The sequence below is a fragment of the Nonomuraea sp. NPDC005501 genome (assembly GCF_040605905.1).
Lineage (GTDB): Bacteria > Actinomycetota > Actinomycetes > Streptosporangiales > Streptosporangiaceae > Nonomuraea.
Genome location: NZ_JBEXDT010000101.1, coordinates 1 through 17,041, shown reverse-complemented (window position 1 = coordinate 17,041; position 17,041 = coordinate 1). Strand labels below are relative to the sequence as shown.

Below are 17,041 nucleotides of genomic sequence, written 5' to 3'. Positions count from 1 at the left end.
CGTACCCCCTTGAAGCTCACCGCTGATCGACCTCTACTGGATGCGCGGGCCTGAAGGCCCACTTGAGGGGACATTACCTGACGAAGGGCTTGCGACGGCCGAGCAACGCCGTACCGATCCGCACGTGTGTCGCGCCGTGCGCGACAGCCTCGGTCAGATCCTCGCTCATGCCCGCCGAGATCATGGTGGCGCGCGGGTGGCGCTCCTGAACGGCCAGCGCGACCTCCCGCAGCCGCGCGAACGCCTTGCCCGGGTCCTCCCCCAGCGGCGCCACGGCCATGACGCCGCCGAGCCAGACGTGGTCGAGCGCGGCGATCCGGTCGGCCAGCGCCGGAACGTCGGCCGGGGCGGCGCCGCCCCTGGCCGGGTCGTCGTCGAGGGACACCTGGACGAGGCAGCCGATCTCCCGGCCCTGCCGCCCGGCCTCCTTGTCGATGGCGGCGGCCAGGCGGATCCGGTCCACGGAGTGGATCACGTCGGCGTAGCCGGCGACGGAGCGCACCTTGTTGCTCTGGAGCTGGCCGACGAAGTGCCAGGTCAGCCCTAGGGCGGCCAGCTCGCGCGCCTTGGGCGCGGCCTCCTGGTCGCGGTTCTCGCCGACCTCGCGCACGCCCAGCCCGGCCAGGATCCGGACGTCCTCGGCGGGGCGCGTCTTGGTGACGGCGATCAGCGTCACCTCGCCGCGGTCGCGGCCGGCCGCCCGGCACGCGTCCGCGATGCGCCGCTCCACGTCGGCCAACCCGGCCGCGATCTCGTCCCGCCTCATCGCGCCTGCCCCTCCCCTGAGGACCGCCCTGCCGAGGACTGCCCCGCTCGTCCCGCCTCAGTCACGCCGCCCGGCTCCCGCGGCCCCGGCCCACGGCCGCCACACCCGCCCGCCGTACCGGCCCACTGTCAAGAGCCGCCGTCAGAAGCCACCGTCAAGAGCTGCCGTCAAGGGCCGCCGCCGACACCCTCCACCGGCAGCCGTCGCCCGAGAACCGGGTGCCGCCGCCAGGGGCCGCCGTGACGGCGCCTTCGCGGCTTCCCACCGGACCCCATTCTCGCCGAACCCCGTTCCGCCGGATCCCATCATGCCGGGCGCCCGTCCGGGCCCGCCGATCGGGCCGATCACCGTCCTGCACGGCCGGCGCGGCGCTGTGCGCCCCGAGGCGCCCCCGCACACAGCGGCGCCGCTCCGCCGTACCCCTGGAGCGGGAGCGGAGCGGCGAGGGCACGACGGTCACTTCAGGAAGTCGGGGACGTCGAGCTCCTCCTCCTGCTCCTCGAAGACGACCGGTCGGCGCTTGGCCGGCTCCGACATGCGGGAGCTGATCGGGGTGGGCGGGTTGGTCGGCTCGGGCGTGGGGCGCGGGATCGACACGGGGCTCGGCGGCTCCTCGGCCACGACCGGCTCGGGGTCGGGAGCGGGCTCGGGGACGCTCTCCACGGGTCGCACCGGCTCGGCCCGGAGCTCCGGCCGCGGCTCGGCCCTCAGCTCGGGGCGCGGCTCCGGCCGGAAGTCGGTCCTCGGCTCCGGACGGGCCTCCATGCGGGGCTCCATGCGGGGCTCGGTGCGCGGCTCCACGCGCGGCGCGGGCTCGGCCTTCACGGTCGGCGGGGCGACGCTGGGCCGTACCGGCGAGGAGACCGGCGGGGCGGCCTGGGCGGGACGGCTCTGCGGGCGCGGCAGCTTCTCCACCGGCGGCGGCACGTCGTCGAAGCCGGCGGCGATGACGGTGACCCGCACCTCGTCGCCCAGGGCGTCGTCGATGACCGTGCCGAAGATGATGTTGGCGTCGGGCGCCGCGGCCGTGGACACGAGCTGGGCCGCCTCGTTGATCTCGAACAGGCCGAGGTCCGAGCCGCCCGCGATCGACAGCAGCACGCCGTGGGCGCCGTCGATGCTGGCCTCCAGCAGCGGGCTGGAGACGGCCATCTCGGCCGCCGCGACCGAGCGGTCGTCGCCGCGCGCGTGGCCGATGCCCATGAGCGCCGAGCCGGCGCCGGACATGACCGACTTGACGTCGGCGAAGTCGAGGTTGATCAGACCGGGCGTGGTGATCAGGTCGGTGATGCCCTGCACACCGGACAGCAGCACCTGGTCGGCCGCCTTGAACGCGTCGAGCACGCTCACCTGACGGTCGGAGATCGACAGCAGCCGGTCGTTGGGGATCACGATGAGGGTGTCGACCTCGTCGCGCAGCGTCTCGATGCCGGCCTCGGCCTGCATGGCGCGGCGCCGGCCCTCGAAGCTGAACGGCCGGGTGACGACGCCGATGGTGAGGGCGCCGAGCGAGCGGGCGATGTTGGCCACGACGGGCGCGCCGCCCGTGCCGGTGCCGCCGCCCTCGCCCGCCGTCACGAAGACCATGTCGGCCCCCTTGAGGACCTCCTCGATCTCCTCACGGTGGTCTTCCGCCGCCTTGCGCCCCACGTCGGGGTTGGCGCCGGCGCCAAGTCCGCGCGTGAGCTCGCGGCCCACGTCGAGTTTGACGTCGGCGTCACTCATCAGCAGCGCCTGGGCGTCGGTGTTTATCGCGATGAACTCGACGCCCTTGAGTCCCTCTTCGATCATCCGGTTGACGGCGTTGACTCCGCCGCCGCCGATGCCGACAACCTTGATGACCGCGAGGTAGTTCTGCGGTGCTGCCACGACGAGGGGCCTTTCCGCTCGTTTACTTGCCATTTCGGTGCGGATGTCTCCGCGTTCTTCAGTTCGAGTAAGTCTCAACCTCAAGTTGAGATTTAGATTTATGTCAACCTGAGGATTGATACGGACAGTAGGAGTACGCTCCGGGCGGGTCAACTAACCGCGCCGCAATCACGTCCGGCGTGTCGCGGGCTGTCCGATTCGCTCCGCGGTCTCGCCAGGTCGGGGCACTCCTCCGCCGCATGTCCCGCGTACAGGCTCTCACGGCCGGGCCGCCGCCGTGTACCGGCGCGGCGACTCACCCGCGCACGCCCTGATCGGACGGCGGAAACGCCTCGCGGGGAAGATCGGTAAGGATCATTACCGGATGTCCGCGATAAGATCACTTGAGCGTCACCACGTCCGGCGAGCTGACGTCGTAGAGGTCCGCCTTGCGGCCCAGCACGCGCGCCAGGATGCGCGCCTTCTCCTCGCCGCGCTCGGCACCGCCCCAGAACACCGTGCGCCCGTCGGTCAGCTCCAGCGACACACCCTCGGCCGTGGTGGCGCGGACCTGCCGCACCTTTCCCGACAGGGAGCGGGGCAGGTCCTGTACGACCTTGAGCGCCGCCATCGTCGCCGGGTCGCCCGCGGCCGGCCGGTCGACCTTGAGCACCGGCAGCCAGGCCGGCGCCAGATCCCTCACCTCGATCACCACGCCGTGCCCGTCGATCAGCGCCGCCCGGCCGCCCACGGGCAGGGAGGCGACCGGCCGCCGCTCGGTGACCTGGATGCGCAGCGTTCCCGGCCAGACGCGGTCGGCCTTGGCCGTGGCGAGCTGCGGGAGGGTCAGGACGCGCGCCTCGACCTCGTCCAGGTCGACCGTGGCCAGCGGATGAAGGGCGGGAACGGCGGCCTTCTCCTTGACCCGGTCCTGGGGCACTGTGAGATTTCCCACGATCTCCACGGATCGGACGCCCAGGACGGGCGAGAAGAACACCAGCCACGCCGCGACGCCCACCACCCCGACCGTCAGCAGCACCAGCAACGCCGTCCGCGCCCTCATCACTCTCCCGGCTCCATGACACCCGGCTTCACGACACCCGGTCCACGACACCCGGCTTCACGACATCCGGCTCCGCGACATCCGGCTTCACGACACCCGGTTTCACGGCCGCCGGCTCAAGGACGACATCGCCGATCTCCGGGCCGGAGCAGCCGTGGGACCGAACTTACGCCGCATCCCGCCCGTACCGCCCGAGGCGCGCCCGGAGCCGTCCCTCCCCCGCGCATGAGGGGCGGGTCAGCGGCCGGACAACTCCGCGAGGATCTGCGGGCCCAGCTCGGTCACGTCGCCGGCCCCCATCGTCAGCACGATGTCGCCCGGCCGGGCGCGGGAGGCCGCCAGCGACGGCACCGCGGACCGGTCCGGCGCGTACGCGACCCGCTCGGCGGGCAGGGGCACGCGGCCCGCGACCATCGCCCCCGACACCCCGGGCTCCGGGTCCTCGCGGGCGCCGTACACGTCGAGCACGATCACCTCGTCGGCCAGCGCGAGCGCCGTGCCGAAGTCGTCGGCGAAGAACCGGGTACGCGAGTACAGGTGCGGCTGGAAGATCGCGACGACCCGCCCGTCGCCGGAGTACGACGCCACGACGTCGCGCGCGGCCCGCAGATCGGCGGCCAGCTCGGTCGGGTGGTGGGCGTAGCTGTCGAACACGGCGACGCCGCCCGCCTCGCCCTTGGACTCGAAGCGCCGCTTGGCCCCGCCGAAGGCGGCGAGCCCGTCCCTGATCTCCTCGAACGGCAGGCCCAGCTCGTCGGCCACGGCGATCACCGCGGTGGCGTTGAGCGCGTTGTGAGCGCCGGGGACGGCCAGCCGGACGTCACCGCGCCCCTCGATGGTGAACCTCGTGCCGAACCCGTCGGGCCGCACGTCCGTCACGCGCAGGTCGCCGGCCGCTCCGTACGTGCGCACGCGCAGGCCGCGCGCCCGCGCCGTCTCGGCCAGCTCCGCCGCGCCGGGGTCGTCGGCGCAGGCGATGAGCAGCGAGCCGATCCGCTCGGCGAAGCGGGCGAAGCTGTCGTGGACGGCGCGCGGGTCGCCGTAGTTGTCGAGGTGGTCGGCCTCGACGTTGGTGACCACGGCGATGTCGGGGGCCAGCATGAGGAACGAGCCGTCGCTCTCGTCGGCCTCGGCGACGAACACCCCGCCGGAGCCCTCGTCCGCGCCGAGCCCGGTGGTGACGAGCTGACCGCCGACGCAGTAGGACGGGTCGGCGCCGCACTTCTGCAGCGCCACGGTGAGCATCGAGGAGGTGGTGGTCTTGCCGTGGGTGCCGGCGACGGCGACGGCGGTGCGCCCGGCCATCACGGAGGCGAGCGCGGCGGCCCGCGGGATGATGCGCAGCCCCTGCCTGAGCGCCTCGCCGAGCTCCGGGTTGGAGTCGCGGATCGCGGTGGAGACCACGACCGTGTCGACGTCCTTGATGTGGGAGGCGGCGTGCCCGATGTGGACGGTGGCGCCCAGCCGGCGCAGCTCGCCCACGAGGTCGCTGCTGCGCGCGTCGCTCCCGGACACGCGCACGCCGCGCTTGATCAGGATGCGGGCGATGCCCGACATCCCCGCGCCGCCGATGCCGATGAAGTGCACCCGGCCCAGCTCCTCGGCGGCGATGGGATCGACCAGCTTGACCAGACTCATCCGGCTATCTCCAAGACTTTCCTTGCGAGCATGATATCGGCGTCCTTGCGCCCCAGTCGGGAGGCCGCCTCGGACATGACGGCGACCCGCTCGGGGTCGCGCAGGATCGGCAGCACGTGGTGGACGATCCACTGGGGGGACAGGTCCGCGTCGTCGACCACGAACCCGCCGCCGCCCGCCACGATGCGCTCGGCGTTGAGCCGCTGCTCGCCGTTGCCGTGGGGCAGCGGCACGTACGCCGCGGGCAGCCCCACCGCGGTCAGCTCGGCGCAGGTGAGCGCCCCGCCCCGGCACAGGGCGAGGTCGGCCGCGGCGTAGGCCAGGTCCATGCGGTCGACGTACGGCAGCAGGACGTACTGCGGGTCGCCGGGCGGCGGCTCGTGGTCGGGGACGTTGTCCGGGCCGAGCACGTGCAGCACCTGGATGCCGGCCGCGCGCAGGGCGGGGGCCGCGGCCAGCGCCGCCTGGTTGATCGACCGCGCGCCCCGCGAGCCGCCGAAGACGAGCAACGTGGGCCGGTCGTTCTCCAGGCCGAACCAGGAGCGGGCCTTGTCGCCCGTGGACAGCCGGTCCAGGGTGGCGATCTCGCGGCGCAGCGGGGTGCCGATGTACGCGGCTCCGGCCAGGGCCGGCTCGGGGAAACCGCTGAAGACGTGGTCGGCGAGCCGCGCGCCGAGCCGGTTGGCCAGGCCCGGGCGCGGGTTGGCCTCGTGGACGACGATCGGCAGGCCGCGCCGCTTGGCGGCCAGGTAGGCGGGCGTGGCGACGTACCCGCCGAACCCCACGAGGATGTCGGCCGAGACGCGGTCGAGGACCGCGGCGACGGCGTTGACGGCGCCCGCCAGCCGGCCGGGCACCGTGAGCAGGCGCGGGGTGAGCGCCCTGGGCAGCGGAACGGCCGGCACGAGGTCCAGGTCGTAGCCGCGGGCCGGGACGAGCTGCGTCTCCAGGCCCCGCTCGGTGCCCACGCACGTGATGCCGACGGCCGGGTCCAGACGGCGCAGCGCGTCGGCAAGGGCGAGCGCCGGCTCGATGTGGCCGGCCGTCCCGCCCCCGGCGAGGACCACCCTCATGTCCACTCCCTACCGTCGTGCCCCGACCGTCGTGCCCTGGCGCCGTGCCCTGCCTCTGGCGATGCCTCCCAGGCCCAGCCAGCTTAGGGCCCGGAGGACCGGTCCGGGGCCACGGGCCGCGAGAGCCTCGCGGGCGCCCGGCTCGCGTTTGGCGAACGACAGCAGCATGCCGAGCGCGGCGAGCGTGGGCAGCAGGGCCGACCCGCCGTACGAGACGAGGGGCAGCGGGATGCCGGTGATGGGCAGCACGCCGAGGACGGCGCCCATGTTGACGATGGCCTGACCGGCGATCCAGGCCACGATCGCGGCGGCGGCCAGCCGGACGAACGGGTCGTTGACCCGGGTGGCCACGCGCAGCCCCGCGTAGCCGAGCAGGCCGAACAGCGCCACGACCACCAGGGTCCCCATGAGGCCGAGCTCCTCGCCGAGGATGGCGAAGATGAAGTCGCTCTCGCCGTGGGGCAGCCAGCTCCACTTGGCCCGGCTGCTGCCCAGGCCGAGCCCGAACCAGCCGCCGGAGCCCATCGCGATCTGCCCCTGCACCGCCTGGTAGCCGTAGCCCTGCGCGTCGGCCCACGGGTCGAGGAACGAGCTGATGCGGGCCATCCGGTACGGCTCGACCTTGATCATGATCATGGCGGCCAGCACGGCGAGGGCCAGGATGCCGGCGAACAGCTTGATCGGCGCCCCCACCACCCACAGCAGCGCCAGGAAGATCATGAACAGCACGAGGGTCGTGCCGAGGTCGCGGCCGAGCATGACCATGACGGCCAGGATCACCGTCCCGGGCATGAGCGGGATCAGCATGTGCCGCCACTCGATGCGCCCGTGCCGGGCCCGCCGGGCCAGCAGGTCGGCCCCCCACAGCGCGAGGCCCAGCTTGGCCGGCTCGGACGGCTGGAGGGTGAGCGGGCCGACGTAGATCCAGCGCTGCGCCCCAAGCTCGGACGAGCCGATGAACAGCACCATGACCAGCGCGATGATCGACAGCGCCATCAGGGGATAGCCGGCCCACCGGAAGAACCGGTGCGGCAGCCGCGAGCAGGCCCACATCACGGGCACGCCCAGCGCCGCCGAGAACGACTGCTTGATGAACCAGGAGAACGGGTTGCCGGTCTTCTGCATCGCCTCGATGCTGGAGGCCGACAGGACCATCATCAGCCCGAGCGCGAGCAGCAGGGCGCTGCACCCGATGATGAGGTAGTACGTGGTCAGCGGCTTGCCCAGCAGCTCCCGCAGCGACGCGAGGTGCTCGCGCGCCCAGCCGGACGGCCCCTCGACGGCGCTCCGGCGCGGCCGGTCCTCGGTGGTGGCGCTCACGTGGCGGCCTTCAGCTCGCGTACGGCACGCGCGAAGGCCTCCCCCCGGGCCGGGTACCCGGCGAACATGTCGAGCGACGCGCCGGCCGGGGAGAGCAGCACGGTGTCGCCCGGACGGGCCAGGCGGGCGGCTTCGGTGACGACTCTGTCCATCGCACCAGTGTCTTGGGCGGGGATGTCCACGACGGGGACATTCGGGGCGTGTCGCGCGAGTGCTTCGGCGATGACGCCCCGGTCGGCGCCCAGCAGCACGGCCCCGCGCAGCCTCGGGGCGGCCCGGCGCACCAGGTCGTCCACGTCGGCGCCCTTGAGCTGGCCGCCCGCGACCCACACGATCGACGGGTAGGCCGACAGGGCCGCCGCCGCGGCGTGCGGGTTGGTGGCCTTGGAGTCGTCCACGTAGTCCACCTCGCCGATCCGGGCGACATGGGCGATGCGGTGCGGGTCGGGCACGAAGTCGCGCAGGCCCTGCCGTACGGCGGAGGCCGGCACGCCGGCGGCGCGGGCCAGCGCGGCGGCGGCCAGGGCGTTGGCCACGTTGTGGGGGGCGAGCGGCCGCACGTCGGCCAGCGTGGCCAGCTCCTCGGCGGCCTCCACCGGGTCGGCGACGAACGCCCGGTCCACGAGGAGGTCCTCGACCACGCCCACCTGCCCGGGCCTCGGCACGCGCAGCGTGAAGCCGACGGCCCCCGGGTACGGCTCGGCCAGCCGGGCGGCCTCGGGGTCGTCGGCGTTGTAGACGACGGTGCCGGCCCGCTCGAAGACGCGGCCCTTGGCGGCGGCGTACGCCTCCATCGAGCCGTGCCAGTCGAGATGGTCCGGGGCGACGTTGAGGACCGCGGCGGCCAGCGGGGCCAGCGACCCCGACCAGTGGAGCTGGAAGCTGGACAGCTCGACCGCGAGCACGTCGTACGGCTCCCCGGAGGTACGGGTGACGGCCCGGATGACGGGCTCGCCGACGTTGCCCACGGCGAGCGCCCGGCGTCCGGAGGCGAGCAGGATGGACGTCAGCATGCGCACGGCGGTGGTCTTGCCGTTGGTGCCGGTCAGGGCGAGCCAGGGGGCCGCGCCGGCCGGGCGCAGCCGCCAGGCCAGCTCGACCTCCCCGACCACCTCGACGCCCGCACGGAGGGCGGCGGCGATCAGCGGGTGGTGGGGCGCCCAGCCGGTGGTGACGAGCCGGGTGACGCCCTCGGGGAGCCCCGCGGCGGCGAAGCGCACCTCGACGCCCAGCGGGGCCAGCTCGGCGGCGGCCCGGAGCTGGCGCTCCCCCTCGGCGGCCTCCACGACCACGACCTGCTCCCCGCGCGCGGCCAGCACCTCGGCCACGGCGATGCCTGAGACGCCGAGCCCGGCGACGCAGGTGACGCCCTGTGCCGATGACGGGACCGGGCTCACCGTGGCATCCACTCGACGTAGAACAGGCCGAGGCCCAGGGCCGCGCACAGCATGGCGATCAGCCAGAACCGGACCACGATCGTGGTCTCCGCCCAGCCCTTCAGCTCGAAGTGGTGCTGGAGCGGCGCCATCCTGAACACGCGTTTCCCGGTCATCTTGAAGGAGCCCACCTGGATGATCACCGACAGGGTGATGATCACGCACAGCCCGGCGAGGATGATGAGCAGGAGCTGCGTGCGGGTGGCGATGGCCAGGCCGGCGAGCACGCCGCCCAGCGCCAGGGACCCGGTGTCGCCCATGAAGATCTTGGCCGGCGGCGCGTTCCACCACAGGAACCCGATCAGCGCCCCGAGCACGGCGGCGGCCACCACGGCCAGGTCGAGCGGGTCGCGGACCCAGTAGCAGTTCGGGCCGAGCTGGTCGATGCAGTTGTTGCGCAGCTGCCAGTTGCCGATCAGCACGTACGCGGCCAGGACCACGCCGGTCGCGCCGCTGGCCAGGCCGTCGAGGCCGTCGGTGAGGTTCACCGCGTTGGAGAAGCCGACGATCATGATCAGCACCCAGATGGTGAACCCGAAGAGACCGATGGACGGCCCGAAGTCGCGCAGGAACGACAGGCGGGTCTCGGCCGGCGTGATGCCGTAGACGTTGGCCTGCTGCGTCACCATCACCGCGAAGACGGCGCCGACGACGAGCTGGCCCAGCGCCTTGGCGCCGCTGCGCAGGCCCAGGCTGCGCTGCTTGTAGATCTTGATGAAGTCGTCGAGGAAGCCGACCGCGCCGAGGCCGGTCATCAGGAACAGCACCAGCAGGCCCGAGACGGTCGGCGGCGCCAGCGTGGCGAGGTGGGAGCCGCCGTAGGCCAGCAGCGAGGCCAGCACGATGACGATGCCGCCCATGGTGGGGGTGCCGCGCTTGTCGTAGTGGCCGGACGGGCCCTCCTCGCGGATCTCCTGGCCGTAGCCACGACGGGAGAGCAGCCGGATGGCCAGGGGGGTGCCGAGCATCGACAGGATGAGTCCCACCGCGCCGGCAATGATGATGTTGGTCACTGGGTGGCACCCCCGAGCAGCAGCTCGGCCGTCCTCTCGAGGCTCATCGCGCGGGGCCCCTTGACGAGCACGACGTCGCCGGGCCGCAGCCACTGCGACACCTGCGCCGCGGCGGCCTCCGCGTCAGGAACGTGCACGATCGGCATGTCGCCCGTTCCGGACATGTCCGTCAGTTGGGTGTGGCTCTCCCGCGGCTCGGCGGCGGCCCCGTGGCCGCCGGCCGCCGCGAACGCGCCCTCCAGCACCGGGGCGGCGTCCGGGCCGGCGACGACCAGCCCCGCCAGGCCCGCGCCGCCCGCCAGGCGGCCCAGGTCCGTGTTGAGCGCCGTGCCGTCCTCGCCCAGCTCCCGCAGGGCGGCGATGACGGCGAAGCGGCGCCTGCCGCCGCCGAGCGTGCCGAGCGCCGCGAAGGCGGCCCGCATGGAGTCGGGGTTGGCGTTGTACGCGTCGTTGATCACGGTCACGCCGTCGGGCCGGTCGGTGACCTCCATCCGCCACCGGCTGCGCGGGGTGGCCTCGCTCAGCTCCGCGGCGATGGTGGCGACCGGCAGGCCCAGCTCGTAGGCCGCCGCGGCGGCGGCCAGGGAGTTCTCGACCGCCGGGTCGCCGTACAGCTTGAGGGAGATCCGCGCGGAGCCGGAGGGGGTGGTCAGCGTGTACGAGGCGCGGCCGCGCTCGTCCACCGTGACGTCCTCGGCGCGGATGGCGGCCTCCGGCGAGCGCCCGAACAGGGTGACGCGCGCCTCGGTGCGCGAGGCCATCTCGCGCACCAGCGGGTCGTCGGCGTTGAGCACGGCGACGCCGGTGCGCGGCAGGGCCTCGACCAGCTCGCCCTTGGCCTTGGCGATGGCCTCCTTGCCGCCGAACACGCCGAGGTGGGCGGTGCCGACGTTGAGGACCACGCCGATGCGGGGCGGCGCGATGCGGGTCAGCGCGCGGATGTGGCCGATGTTGCGGGCGCTCAGCTCCAGCACCATGAACCGGGTCTCGTGGTCGGCCTTGAGCACGGTCAGCGGGTGGCCGATCTCGTTGTTGTACGAGCCGACCGGCGCGATCGTGGGCCCCATGCGGGCCGTCAGCCGGGCCAGCAGGTCCTTGGTGGTCGTCTTGCCGGCCGAGCCGGTGATGCCGACCACGGTGGCGTCCGGCAGCGCAGCGGCGTGCGCGGTGGCCAGAGCCGCCAGCGCCGCGGCGGTGTCGGGGACCACGACCGCGGGCGCGTCGACCGGCCGGCTCGCGAGCACCGCGACGGCTCCGGCCCGGACCGCCTGGGCGGCGTAGTCGTGACCGTCGACGCGCGCGCCCGCGAAGGCGACGAACAGCGATCCCGGTCCGACGTCCCGTGAGTCGATCACCACCGGACCGCGGACCACCGCGCGGGGGTCGGCCATGCCCGACAGGGCCCCCGAGGTGATCTCGGCGATCCTGGCCAGAGGCAACGGGATCATGCGTGCTTCCTGCTTTCCTTGCGTGCGTCGATCGCCCGGGCGACGACCTCGCGGTCGTCGAAGGGGATCACCTCGCCTGAAATGTACTGACCCTGCTCATGGCCCTTGCCCGCCACCACGACTACGTCGCCGCGGCCGGCCCGGCCGACCGCCAGCTCGATCGCGGCCGCGCGGTCAGGCTCAATGATCACATGAGCGCGGTCCTGCTGCGGAACGCGGAGCGCTCCATCCATCATCGCGGCCAGGATGGCCAGCGGATCCTCGGAACGGGGATTGTCACTGGTGAAAATCGCCACATCGGCCAGCCGGGCCGCGGCCTCGCCCATGAGCGGCCGCTTGCCGGTGTCACGGTCGCCGCCGCAGCCGATCACCACCGTGAGCCGGCCCGCGGTGACCTCACGCAGCGAGAGCAGCACCGACTCGACCGCGCCGGGCTTGTGCGAGTAGTCGACGACGGCCTGGAACTCGTCGCCCGCGCCCGTGACCCGCTCCATGCGGCCGGGCACCCCGGTGAGCGTGCCGACGCCGTGGACGGCCGTCTGGAGCGGCACGCCGGACTCGACGAGCGTGACGACGGCGCCGAGCGCGTTGGCCACGTTGAACGGGCCGGGCAGCGCGATCTGCGCGTCGGCCTCGACCCCGCCGGGGCCCACCACGCGGAACGAGCTGCCGTCCGCGCCGAGCCGCGTGTCGAGCGCCCGCCAGGACGCCTGCGGGTCGCCGAGCGCCGAGAACGTGGTCATCGGCACCTTGGCCCGCGACAACAGCTCACGGCCGTGCGGGTCGTCGAGGTTGGTGACGCCCACGCGGCACATCTCGGGCTGGAAGAGCCGCACCTTGGTGGAGAAGTAGTCGTCGAGGTCCTTGTGGAAGTCGAGGTGGTCCTGCGACAGGTTGGTGAACAGCGCCACGTCGTAGAAGACGCCGTCGACCCGGCCGAGCGCCAGCGCGTGGCTGGAGACCTCCATGGCCGCCGCCGTCACGCCCCGCTCCCGCATGAGGGCGAACAGGCCGTGCAGGTCCGACGCCTCCGGCGTGGTCAGCCGCGGCACGAACTCCAGGCCGCCCGCGTGGATCTCGACGCCGCCCACCAGGCCCGTGGTGTGGCCGGCCGCCCGCAGCCCGGCCTCCAGCAGGAACGTGGTGGTGGACTTGCCGCTGGTGCCGGTCACGCCGAGCACCTGGATGTCGTGGGCCGGCTGGCCGTACACCCAGGAGGCGATCTGCCCGAGCAGGGCGCGCGGATCGGGGACGACCAGCACCGGCAGCCCGGTGGCGACGGCCTGCTCACGGCCCGCCTCGTCGGTGAGGACGGCCGCGGCGCCGCTCGCCATGGCCTGCGCCGCGAAGGCCGCGCCGTGCGCCTGCCGGCCGGGCAGGGCCACGTAGAGATCGCCGCGCCGCACCTCGCGCGAGTCGATGGTGACGCCGGTCAGCGCGGCGTGGGGCGACCTCGCCGAGCCGGGCTCGGCGTCGAGCATGGTCGCCAGCCCGGTCAGCGGACGGGGCGGACTGGTCGTTGGACGCATAGACGACGGGGGACGCACGGCGGCAGCGTACCTTTCCCGGTCACTGTCCCGCGCGAGTCCGCACCGCGGGCGCGGCGGAACCCGTTGGCGGGATCTTCCTGCTCTTGATGGCGAACGTCATCACATCCTTGAACACGGGCGCGGCGATCTGCCCGCCGAAGTGACCGTTCTTCGGGTTCTGCAGCACCGACAGCACCACGAGCCGCGGCGCGTCGGCGGGGCTGAACCCCGCGAACGACGCAGTATAGCCGTCGTAACGGCCCAACTGCTGATCGTAGCGGTCCGCGGTACCCGTCTTGCCCGCCACCCGGTACCCGGGGATGGCGGCCAGCTCGCCGGTGCCCTGGGCGCTCACCGCGGCCTCGAGCATGGTGCCGATCTCCTTGGCGGTCCTCTCACTGACCACCCGGGTCTTCCTGCCCGGAGCCGACGGGACGAACCTCCCGGACGCGTCGGTCGTGCCCGCGACGATCTGCGGGTCGATCTTCACGCCGCCGTTGGCGATCGTCTGGTACACGCTGGCCATCTGCAGCGCGGTCACCGACACGCCCTGCCCGTAGGCGACCGTGCAGCTCTGGCTGCCGGACCAGGTCTTGTAGTCGGGCAGCAGCCCGGCCCCGGCGCCGGGCACGCCCCCGCCGGGCGCCGCGCCGAAGCCGAACGCCTTGAGCATCCGGTAGAGCCGCTCGCTGCCGATCTTGCGGGCGGCCATGATGGTCGCGACGTTGCTGGACTGGGCCATGGCCTCGCGGAACGTCATCGCCTCGGCCGGATGCGGGTGGGCGTCGCGCAGCACCCGGTCGGCGCACTGGATGTTGTCCTTGACCTGGAAGACCGTGTCCGGGCTCACCACGCCGGCCTCCAGGGTCGCCGCCGCGGTGATGACCTTGTTGGTGCTGCCCGGCTCGAACACGTCGGCGGCGGCCCGGTTGACGTACAGGCTGGCCGGGGACTTGCTCCAGTTGTTCAGGTCGAGCTCCGGGCTGTTGGCCATGGCGATGATCTGCGCCGTCCGGACGTCCATGACGATGACGGTGCCGCTGCTCGCGCCGGCCTCCTTCACCTGCTCGGTGAGGGACCGCTGGGCGGCCCACTGGATGTCACGGTCGATGGTCAGCCGCACGTCGCGGCCGTCCACCGGGGCGGTGCGCCGGGTGCTGGTCATGGGGATGGGCTGGCCGTCACGGCCGGTCTCGGCCCGCTGCTCGCCGTCGCGGCCGGCCAGCAGGGAGTTCTTGGTCGCCTCGATGCCGCCGAGGCCCTTGCCCTCGTCACCGACGAATCCGATGAGGCTGCCCGCCAGGTCGCCCGCCGGATAGAGCCGCCGGTAGGTCTTCTTCGCGGTCAGCCCGGGGACGCCGGCCTTCAGCAGGCGGCTCGCGACGACCGGGTCGACGTCCCGGGCCAGCAACTGGTAGCGGGTGCCGGACTGGGCCAGCTTGGCGGCCATCTCCTGCTCGGTCCTGCCCAGGTGCGCGGCGAGGGCCTGGGCGACCATGGGCCGCGCGGGGACGGACACCACGGTGGGGTCGATGGCGATCTCGCGCGCCTCGGCGGTGACGGCCAGCGGGTGGCCGTTGACGTCGGTGATCGTGCCGCGCTTGGCGGGGATCTGCTGGGTCTGCAGGCGCTGGTCGGCGGCCCGCGCCTCGTACACCTTGGAGTCGAGGCCCTGCATCTGGATCAGCCGGCCGGCGAAGATCGACAGGATGAAGGTCATGCCGATGAGCCCCACGTTGATGCGCCGGCGCGGGCTGCCGAGACGCAGGACGAGGGGTGGCTTGGCGGGCCGGGACGACGGCGGCCTGCGCCCGCCACCTCGGCCTCCACCGTCGCGGCCGCCACCGTCGCGGCCTCCGGCGGCGCGTTGGAGCAGCGCGCCGAGGCCGCGCCCGAAGGGGCTGGAGGGGCCGCCGCGGCGGGGAGCGCCGCCCCGTGGCCCGCCGGGGCCGTCCTTGGGCGCGCGCCCCCTGAGCCGCTCCTGGCCGTCCTGGGGCAGCCTGCCTTGAGCGGCCCTGCCTTGCGGTGACCTGCCGTGGGCGGCCCGATCTCGGGCGCCACGGTCCCGCGGGTCGCGGTCGTGCGGGTCGCGGTCGTGCGCGCCCCGGTCCTGAGGATCTCGGGGCCCGCGGCCACGCGGGTCCCTGTCGCGGTCCCGTTCCCGCTCCCGGTCCCTGGCGCGGTCCTGGGCGGTGGCGCGGTCCTGGGCGGTGGCGCGGTCGCGTGCGGTGGCCCGGTCGCGGGGGTCGCGGTCCTGGGGGGCGGCCCCGCGTGTGCCCTGCGGCCCGTCCTGGCGGGCACGGCCGTGGACGCCCGGCTCCCCGGCGTCGGCGCGGTCCCGTCCGGCCGGCCCCTCGGTCTGCGCGCGCGTACGACCCCGTCCGGCAGGGGCGTCGTCGTCCTGCCGGGCGCGGGCGGCCCGGCCCGGGGCCTCCTGGCGTGAGCGGGCGCGGGGGCCGTCACCGTCGTCCTGGCGTCGGGCGCGGGCCGGCGGCGCGTCGTCGTGAGCCCCGCGGACGGGCGGGAGGTCGTCGCGGCCCCGCGCCGTGCGCCGGGCGCGGGCGGAGCCGGCGAGGGGGTCCCAGTCCGGGGTCTCGTCGTCGTGGCGGGAGCTGCGCTCTCCGGCGTCCCGCTCGGGCCGGCCGGTCATCCGGTCCGGGGCCGCCCGGCCGCCGGACCGGTCGGCCGGCCGGCGGTCGGCGGACCGCCCGCGGACCTCGTCCTGCGGCGCACGGCCGCGCGGGGTGTCCCGGGAATCGCCGTCCCGGTCCTGACGCAGCCGGCCGCGTGGGAGGTCCCGCGGCTCGTCGTCCCGGTCGCGCCGCAGACGCCCACGTGGAGCTTCCTGCGGGTCCCCGTCACGGTCCCGCCGGGTACGGCCGCGCGGCACGTCCGACGGGTCGTCGTCCCGGTCCCGGCCCGTGGGGCCGCGTCCGGCGCCTGACGCGTCGTCGTCGCGGTCGCGGCGCAGACGGCCGCGCGGAAGGTCCTGGGGCTCCCCGTCCCGATCCTGGCGCGTACGACCACGTGGAGCGTCCTGGGCGTCGTCGTCACGGTCGCGGCGCGTGCGGCCGCGTGCGGGGTCGCGGCCGGTCGCCGGGTCCTGGCGGGTGCGCGGGTCCTGCGGGGCGCGGCCCCGCGGCGCACGGCCGCGGGGCTGGTCGTCGGCGTCGTCGCCGGACGGGCCGGACGAGAGGTCGAAAGGCAGGTCGAACGGGTCGGGCCGCTTACGCGGGTCGCGCCGCTCGTCGGACGGCGGACGGTCCGCCCCCTCCGAACGGGCCGTGCCCGCCTGTCTTCCCGACCGGCCGGGGCCGCCGGACGTACGACGGGCGGCGCCGGGCCCTCCTTGAGAGCCGGCGCCGCCCCCGCCACGGCCGGGCCCCTGGCCCCTGCCGCCTGTGGTGCTCACCGGGTCTGGCCCACCCGCCCGGCGTCGGCCCCGGTGTCGGCCGCGCTGTCTGCGGTGCTGTCGGCGGTGCCGCTGGTCGTGGCACCGGTGTCGGCCGTGCCGCCGGTCCCGGTGCCGGACTCCGCCGTGGCGCCGGGCTTGCCGGTCGCGGTGTCGGCGCCCGTACCCGTGCCGGTGGCCGGCTTGGCGGCGGTGCCCGTGCCCTTGTCGCCCAGGGTGAGCGGGTTGATGGTGTTGTCGAGGTGGAGGCCCTGGTCCTCGGCACGCCTGGCGATGACGTCGGCCTGCGTCTCCTGCTCGATCAGCTGCTTGAGCCGCTCGTTGTGCTGGCGGGCGGCGGCGATCTCGCCGCGCAGCCGCGAGGCGGTGATCGAGTCCTGCGCGAGCACGGTGTTGAGCAGGAGCAGGCTGACCAGGCCGCCACAGAGCAGCCCCACGACGAGCAGCACGAACGGCGCCCGCTGGCGGCGGCGCGCCGGGACGGCCCGGCCGGCG

11 protein-coding genes and 1 pseudogene are annotated in these 17,041 nt (G+C 74.3%); all 12 read right to left on the bottom strand.

What is annotated here, in order from left to right; translation table 11 throughout:
* Positions 1-73 precede the first annotated feature (73 nt).
* Positions 74-766, bottom strand: coding sequence for a YggS family pyridoxal phosphate-dependent enzyme (locus ABZS51_RS35255; RefSeq protein WP_310709318.1), 693 nt, complete (start codon positions 764-766; stop codon positions 74-76).
* 456 nt (positions 767-1,222) lie between these two features.
* Positions 1,223-2,635 (bottom strand): cell division protein FtsZ, encoded by a 1,413-nt coding sequence (ftsZ, locus tag ABZS51_RS35250; RefSeq protein ID WP_355450452.1) that lies wholly within the window; start codon positions 2,633-2,635, stop codon positions 1,223-1,225.
* Between the two features lie 379 nt (positions 2,636-3,014).
* Positions 3,015-3,677, bottom strand: coding sequence for an FtsQ-type POTRA domain-containing protein (locus ABZS51_RS35245; protein WP_355450449.1), 663 nt, complete (start codon positions 3,675-3,677; stop codon positions 3,015-3,017).
* 237 nt (positions 3,678-3,914) lie between these two features.
* Positions 3,915-5,315 carry a UDP-N-acetylmuramate--L-alanine ligase gene (gene murC, locus ABZS51_RS35240; RefSeq protein ID WP_355450446.1) on the bottom strand — a complete coding sequence of 467 codons (1,401 nt, stop codon included), beginning with the start codon at positions 5,313-5,315 and terminating at the stop codon, positions 3,915-3,917.
* Positions 5,312-6,388 (bottom strand): undecaprenyldiphospho-muramoylpentapeptide beta-N-acetylglucosaminyltransferase, encoded by a 1,077-nt coding sequence (murG, locus tag ABZS51_RS35235; protein ID WP_310709322.1) that lies wholly within the window; start codon positions 6,386-6,388, stop codon positions 5,312-5,314. Before murG ends, murC begins: the two co-directional genes overlap by 4 nt.
* 9 nt (positions 6,389-6,397) lie before the next feature.
* Positions 6,398-7,627, bottom strand: a complete 1,230-nt coding sequence (ftsW, locus tag ABZS51_RS35230; RefSeq protein ID WP_355450481.1) for a putative lipid II flippase FtsW — start codon at positions 7,625-7,627, stop codon at positions 6,398-6,400.
* 77 nt (positions 7,628-7,704) lie between these two features.
* Positions 7,705-9,105, bottom strand: coding sequence for a UDP-N-acetylmuramoyl-L-alanine--D-glutamate ligase (murD, locus tag ABZS51_RS35225; RefSeq protein ID WP_355450442.1), 1,401 nt, complete (start codon positions 9,103-9,105; stop codon positions 7,705-7,707).
* A complete protein-coding gene (gene mraY / locus ABZS51_RS35220; RefSeq protein ID WP_310709324.1) occupies positions 9,102-10,157 on the bottom strand; it encodes a phospho-N-acetylmuramoyl-pentapeptide-transferase in 1,056 nt (351 codons plus the stop codon). Before mraY ends, murD begins: the two co-directional genes overlap by 4 nt.
* Positions 10,154-11,605 carry a UDP-N-acetylmuramoyl-tripeptide--D-alanyl-D-alanine ligase gene (murF, locus tag ABZS51_RS35215; protein WP_355450439.1) on the bottom strand — a complete coding sequence of 484 codons (1,452 nt, stop codon included), beginning with the start codon at positions 11,603-11,605 and terminating at the stop codon, positions 10,154-10,156. Before murF ends, mraY begins: the two co-directional genes overlap by 4 nt.
* Positions 11,602-13,134, bottom strand: coding sequence for a UDP-N-acetylmuramoyl-L-alanyl-D-glutamate--2,6-diaminopimelate ligase (locus ABZS51_RS35210; RefSeq protein WP_355450436.1), 1,533 nt, complete (start codon positions 13,132-13,134; stop codon positions 11,602-11,604). The genes murF and ABZS51_RS35210 overlap by 4 nt, the downstream gene beginning before the upstream one ends.
* Before the next feature lie 40 nt (positions 13,135-13,174).
* Positions 13,175-16,546, bottom strand: coding sequence for a penicillin-binding transpeptidase domain-containing protein (locus ABZS51_RS35205; RefSeq protein WP_355450433.1), 3,372 nt, complete (start codon positions 16,544-16,546; stop codon positions 13,175-13,177).
* Positions 16,543-17,041 (bottom strand): annotated as a pseudogene (locus ABZS51_RS35200) (hypothetical protein); the annotation flags it as partial. The pseudogene ABZS51_RS35200 and the gene ABZS51_RS35205, both read right to left, overlap by 4 nt.

Coding starts and splice junctions, on each gene's coding strand:
- murF (WP_355450439.1), bottom strand. CDS start 11,605: ATGATCCCGTTGCCTCTGGCCAGGATCGCCGAGATCACCTCGGGGGCC.
- ABZS51_RS35245 (WP_355450449.1), bottom strand. CDS start 3,677: ATGAGGGCGCGGACGGCGTTGCTGGTGCTGCTGACGGTCGGGGTGGTG.
- murG (WP_310709322.1), bottom strand. CDS start 6,388: ATGAGGGTGGTCCTCGCCGGGGGCGGGACGGCCGGCCACATCGAGCCG.
- murC (WP_355450446.1), bottom strand. CDS start 5,315: ATGAGTCTGGTCAAGCTGGTCGATCCCATCGCCGCCGAGGAGCTGGGC.
- ABZS51_RS35255 (WP_310709318.1), bottom strand. CDS start 766: ATGAGGCGGGACGAGATCGCGGCCGGGTTGGCCGACGTGGAGCGGCGC.
- ABZS51_RS35210 (WP_355450436.1), bottom strand. CDS start 13,134: ATGCGTCCAACGACCAGTCCGCCCCGTCCGCTGACCGGGCTGGCGACC.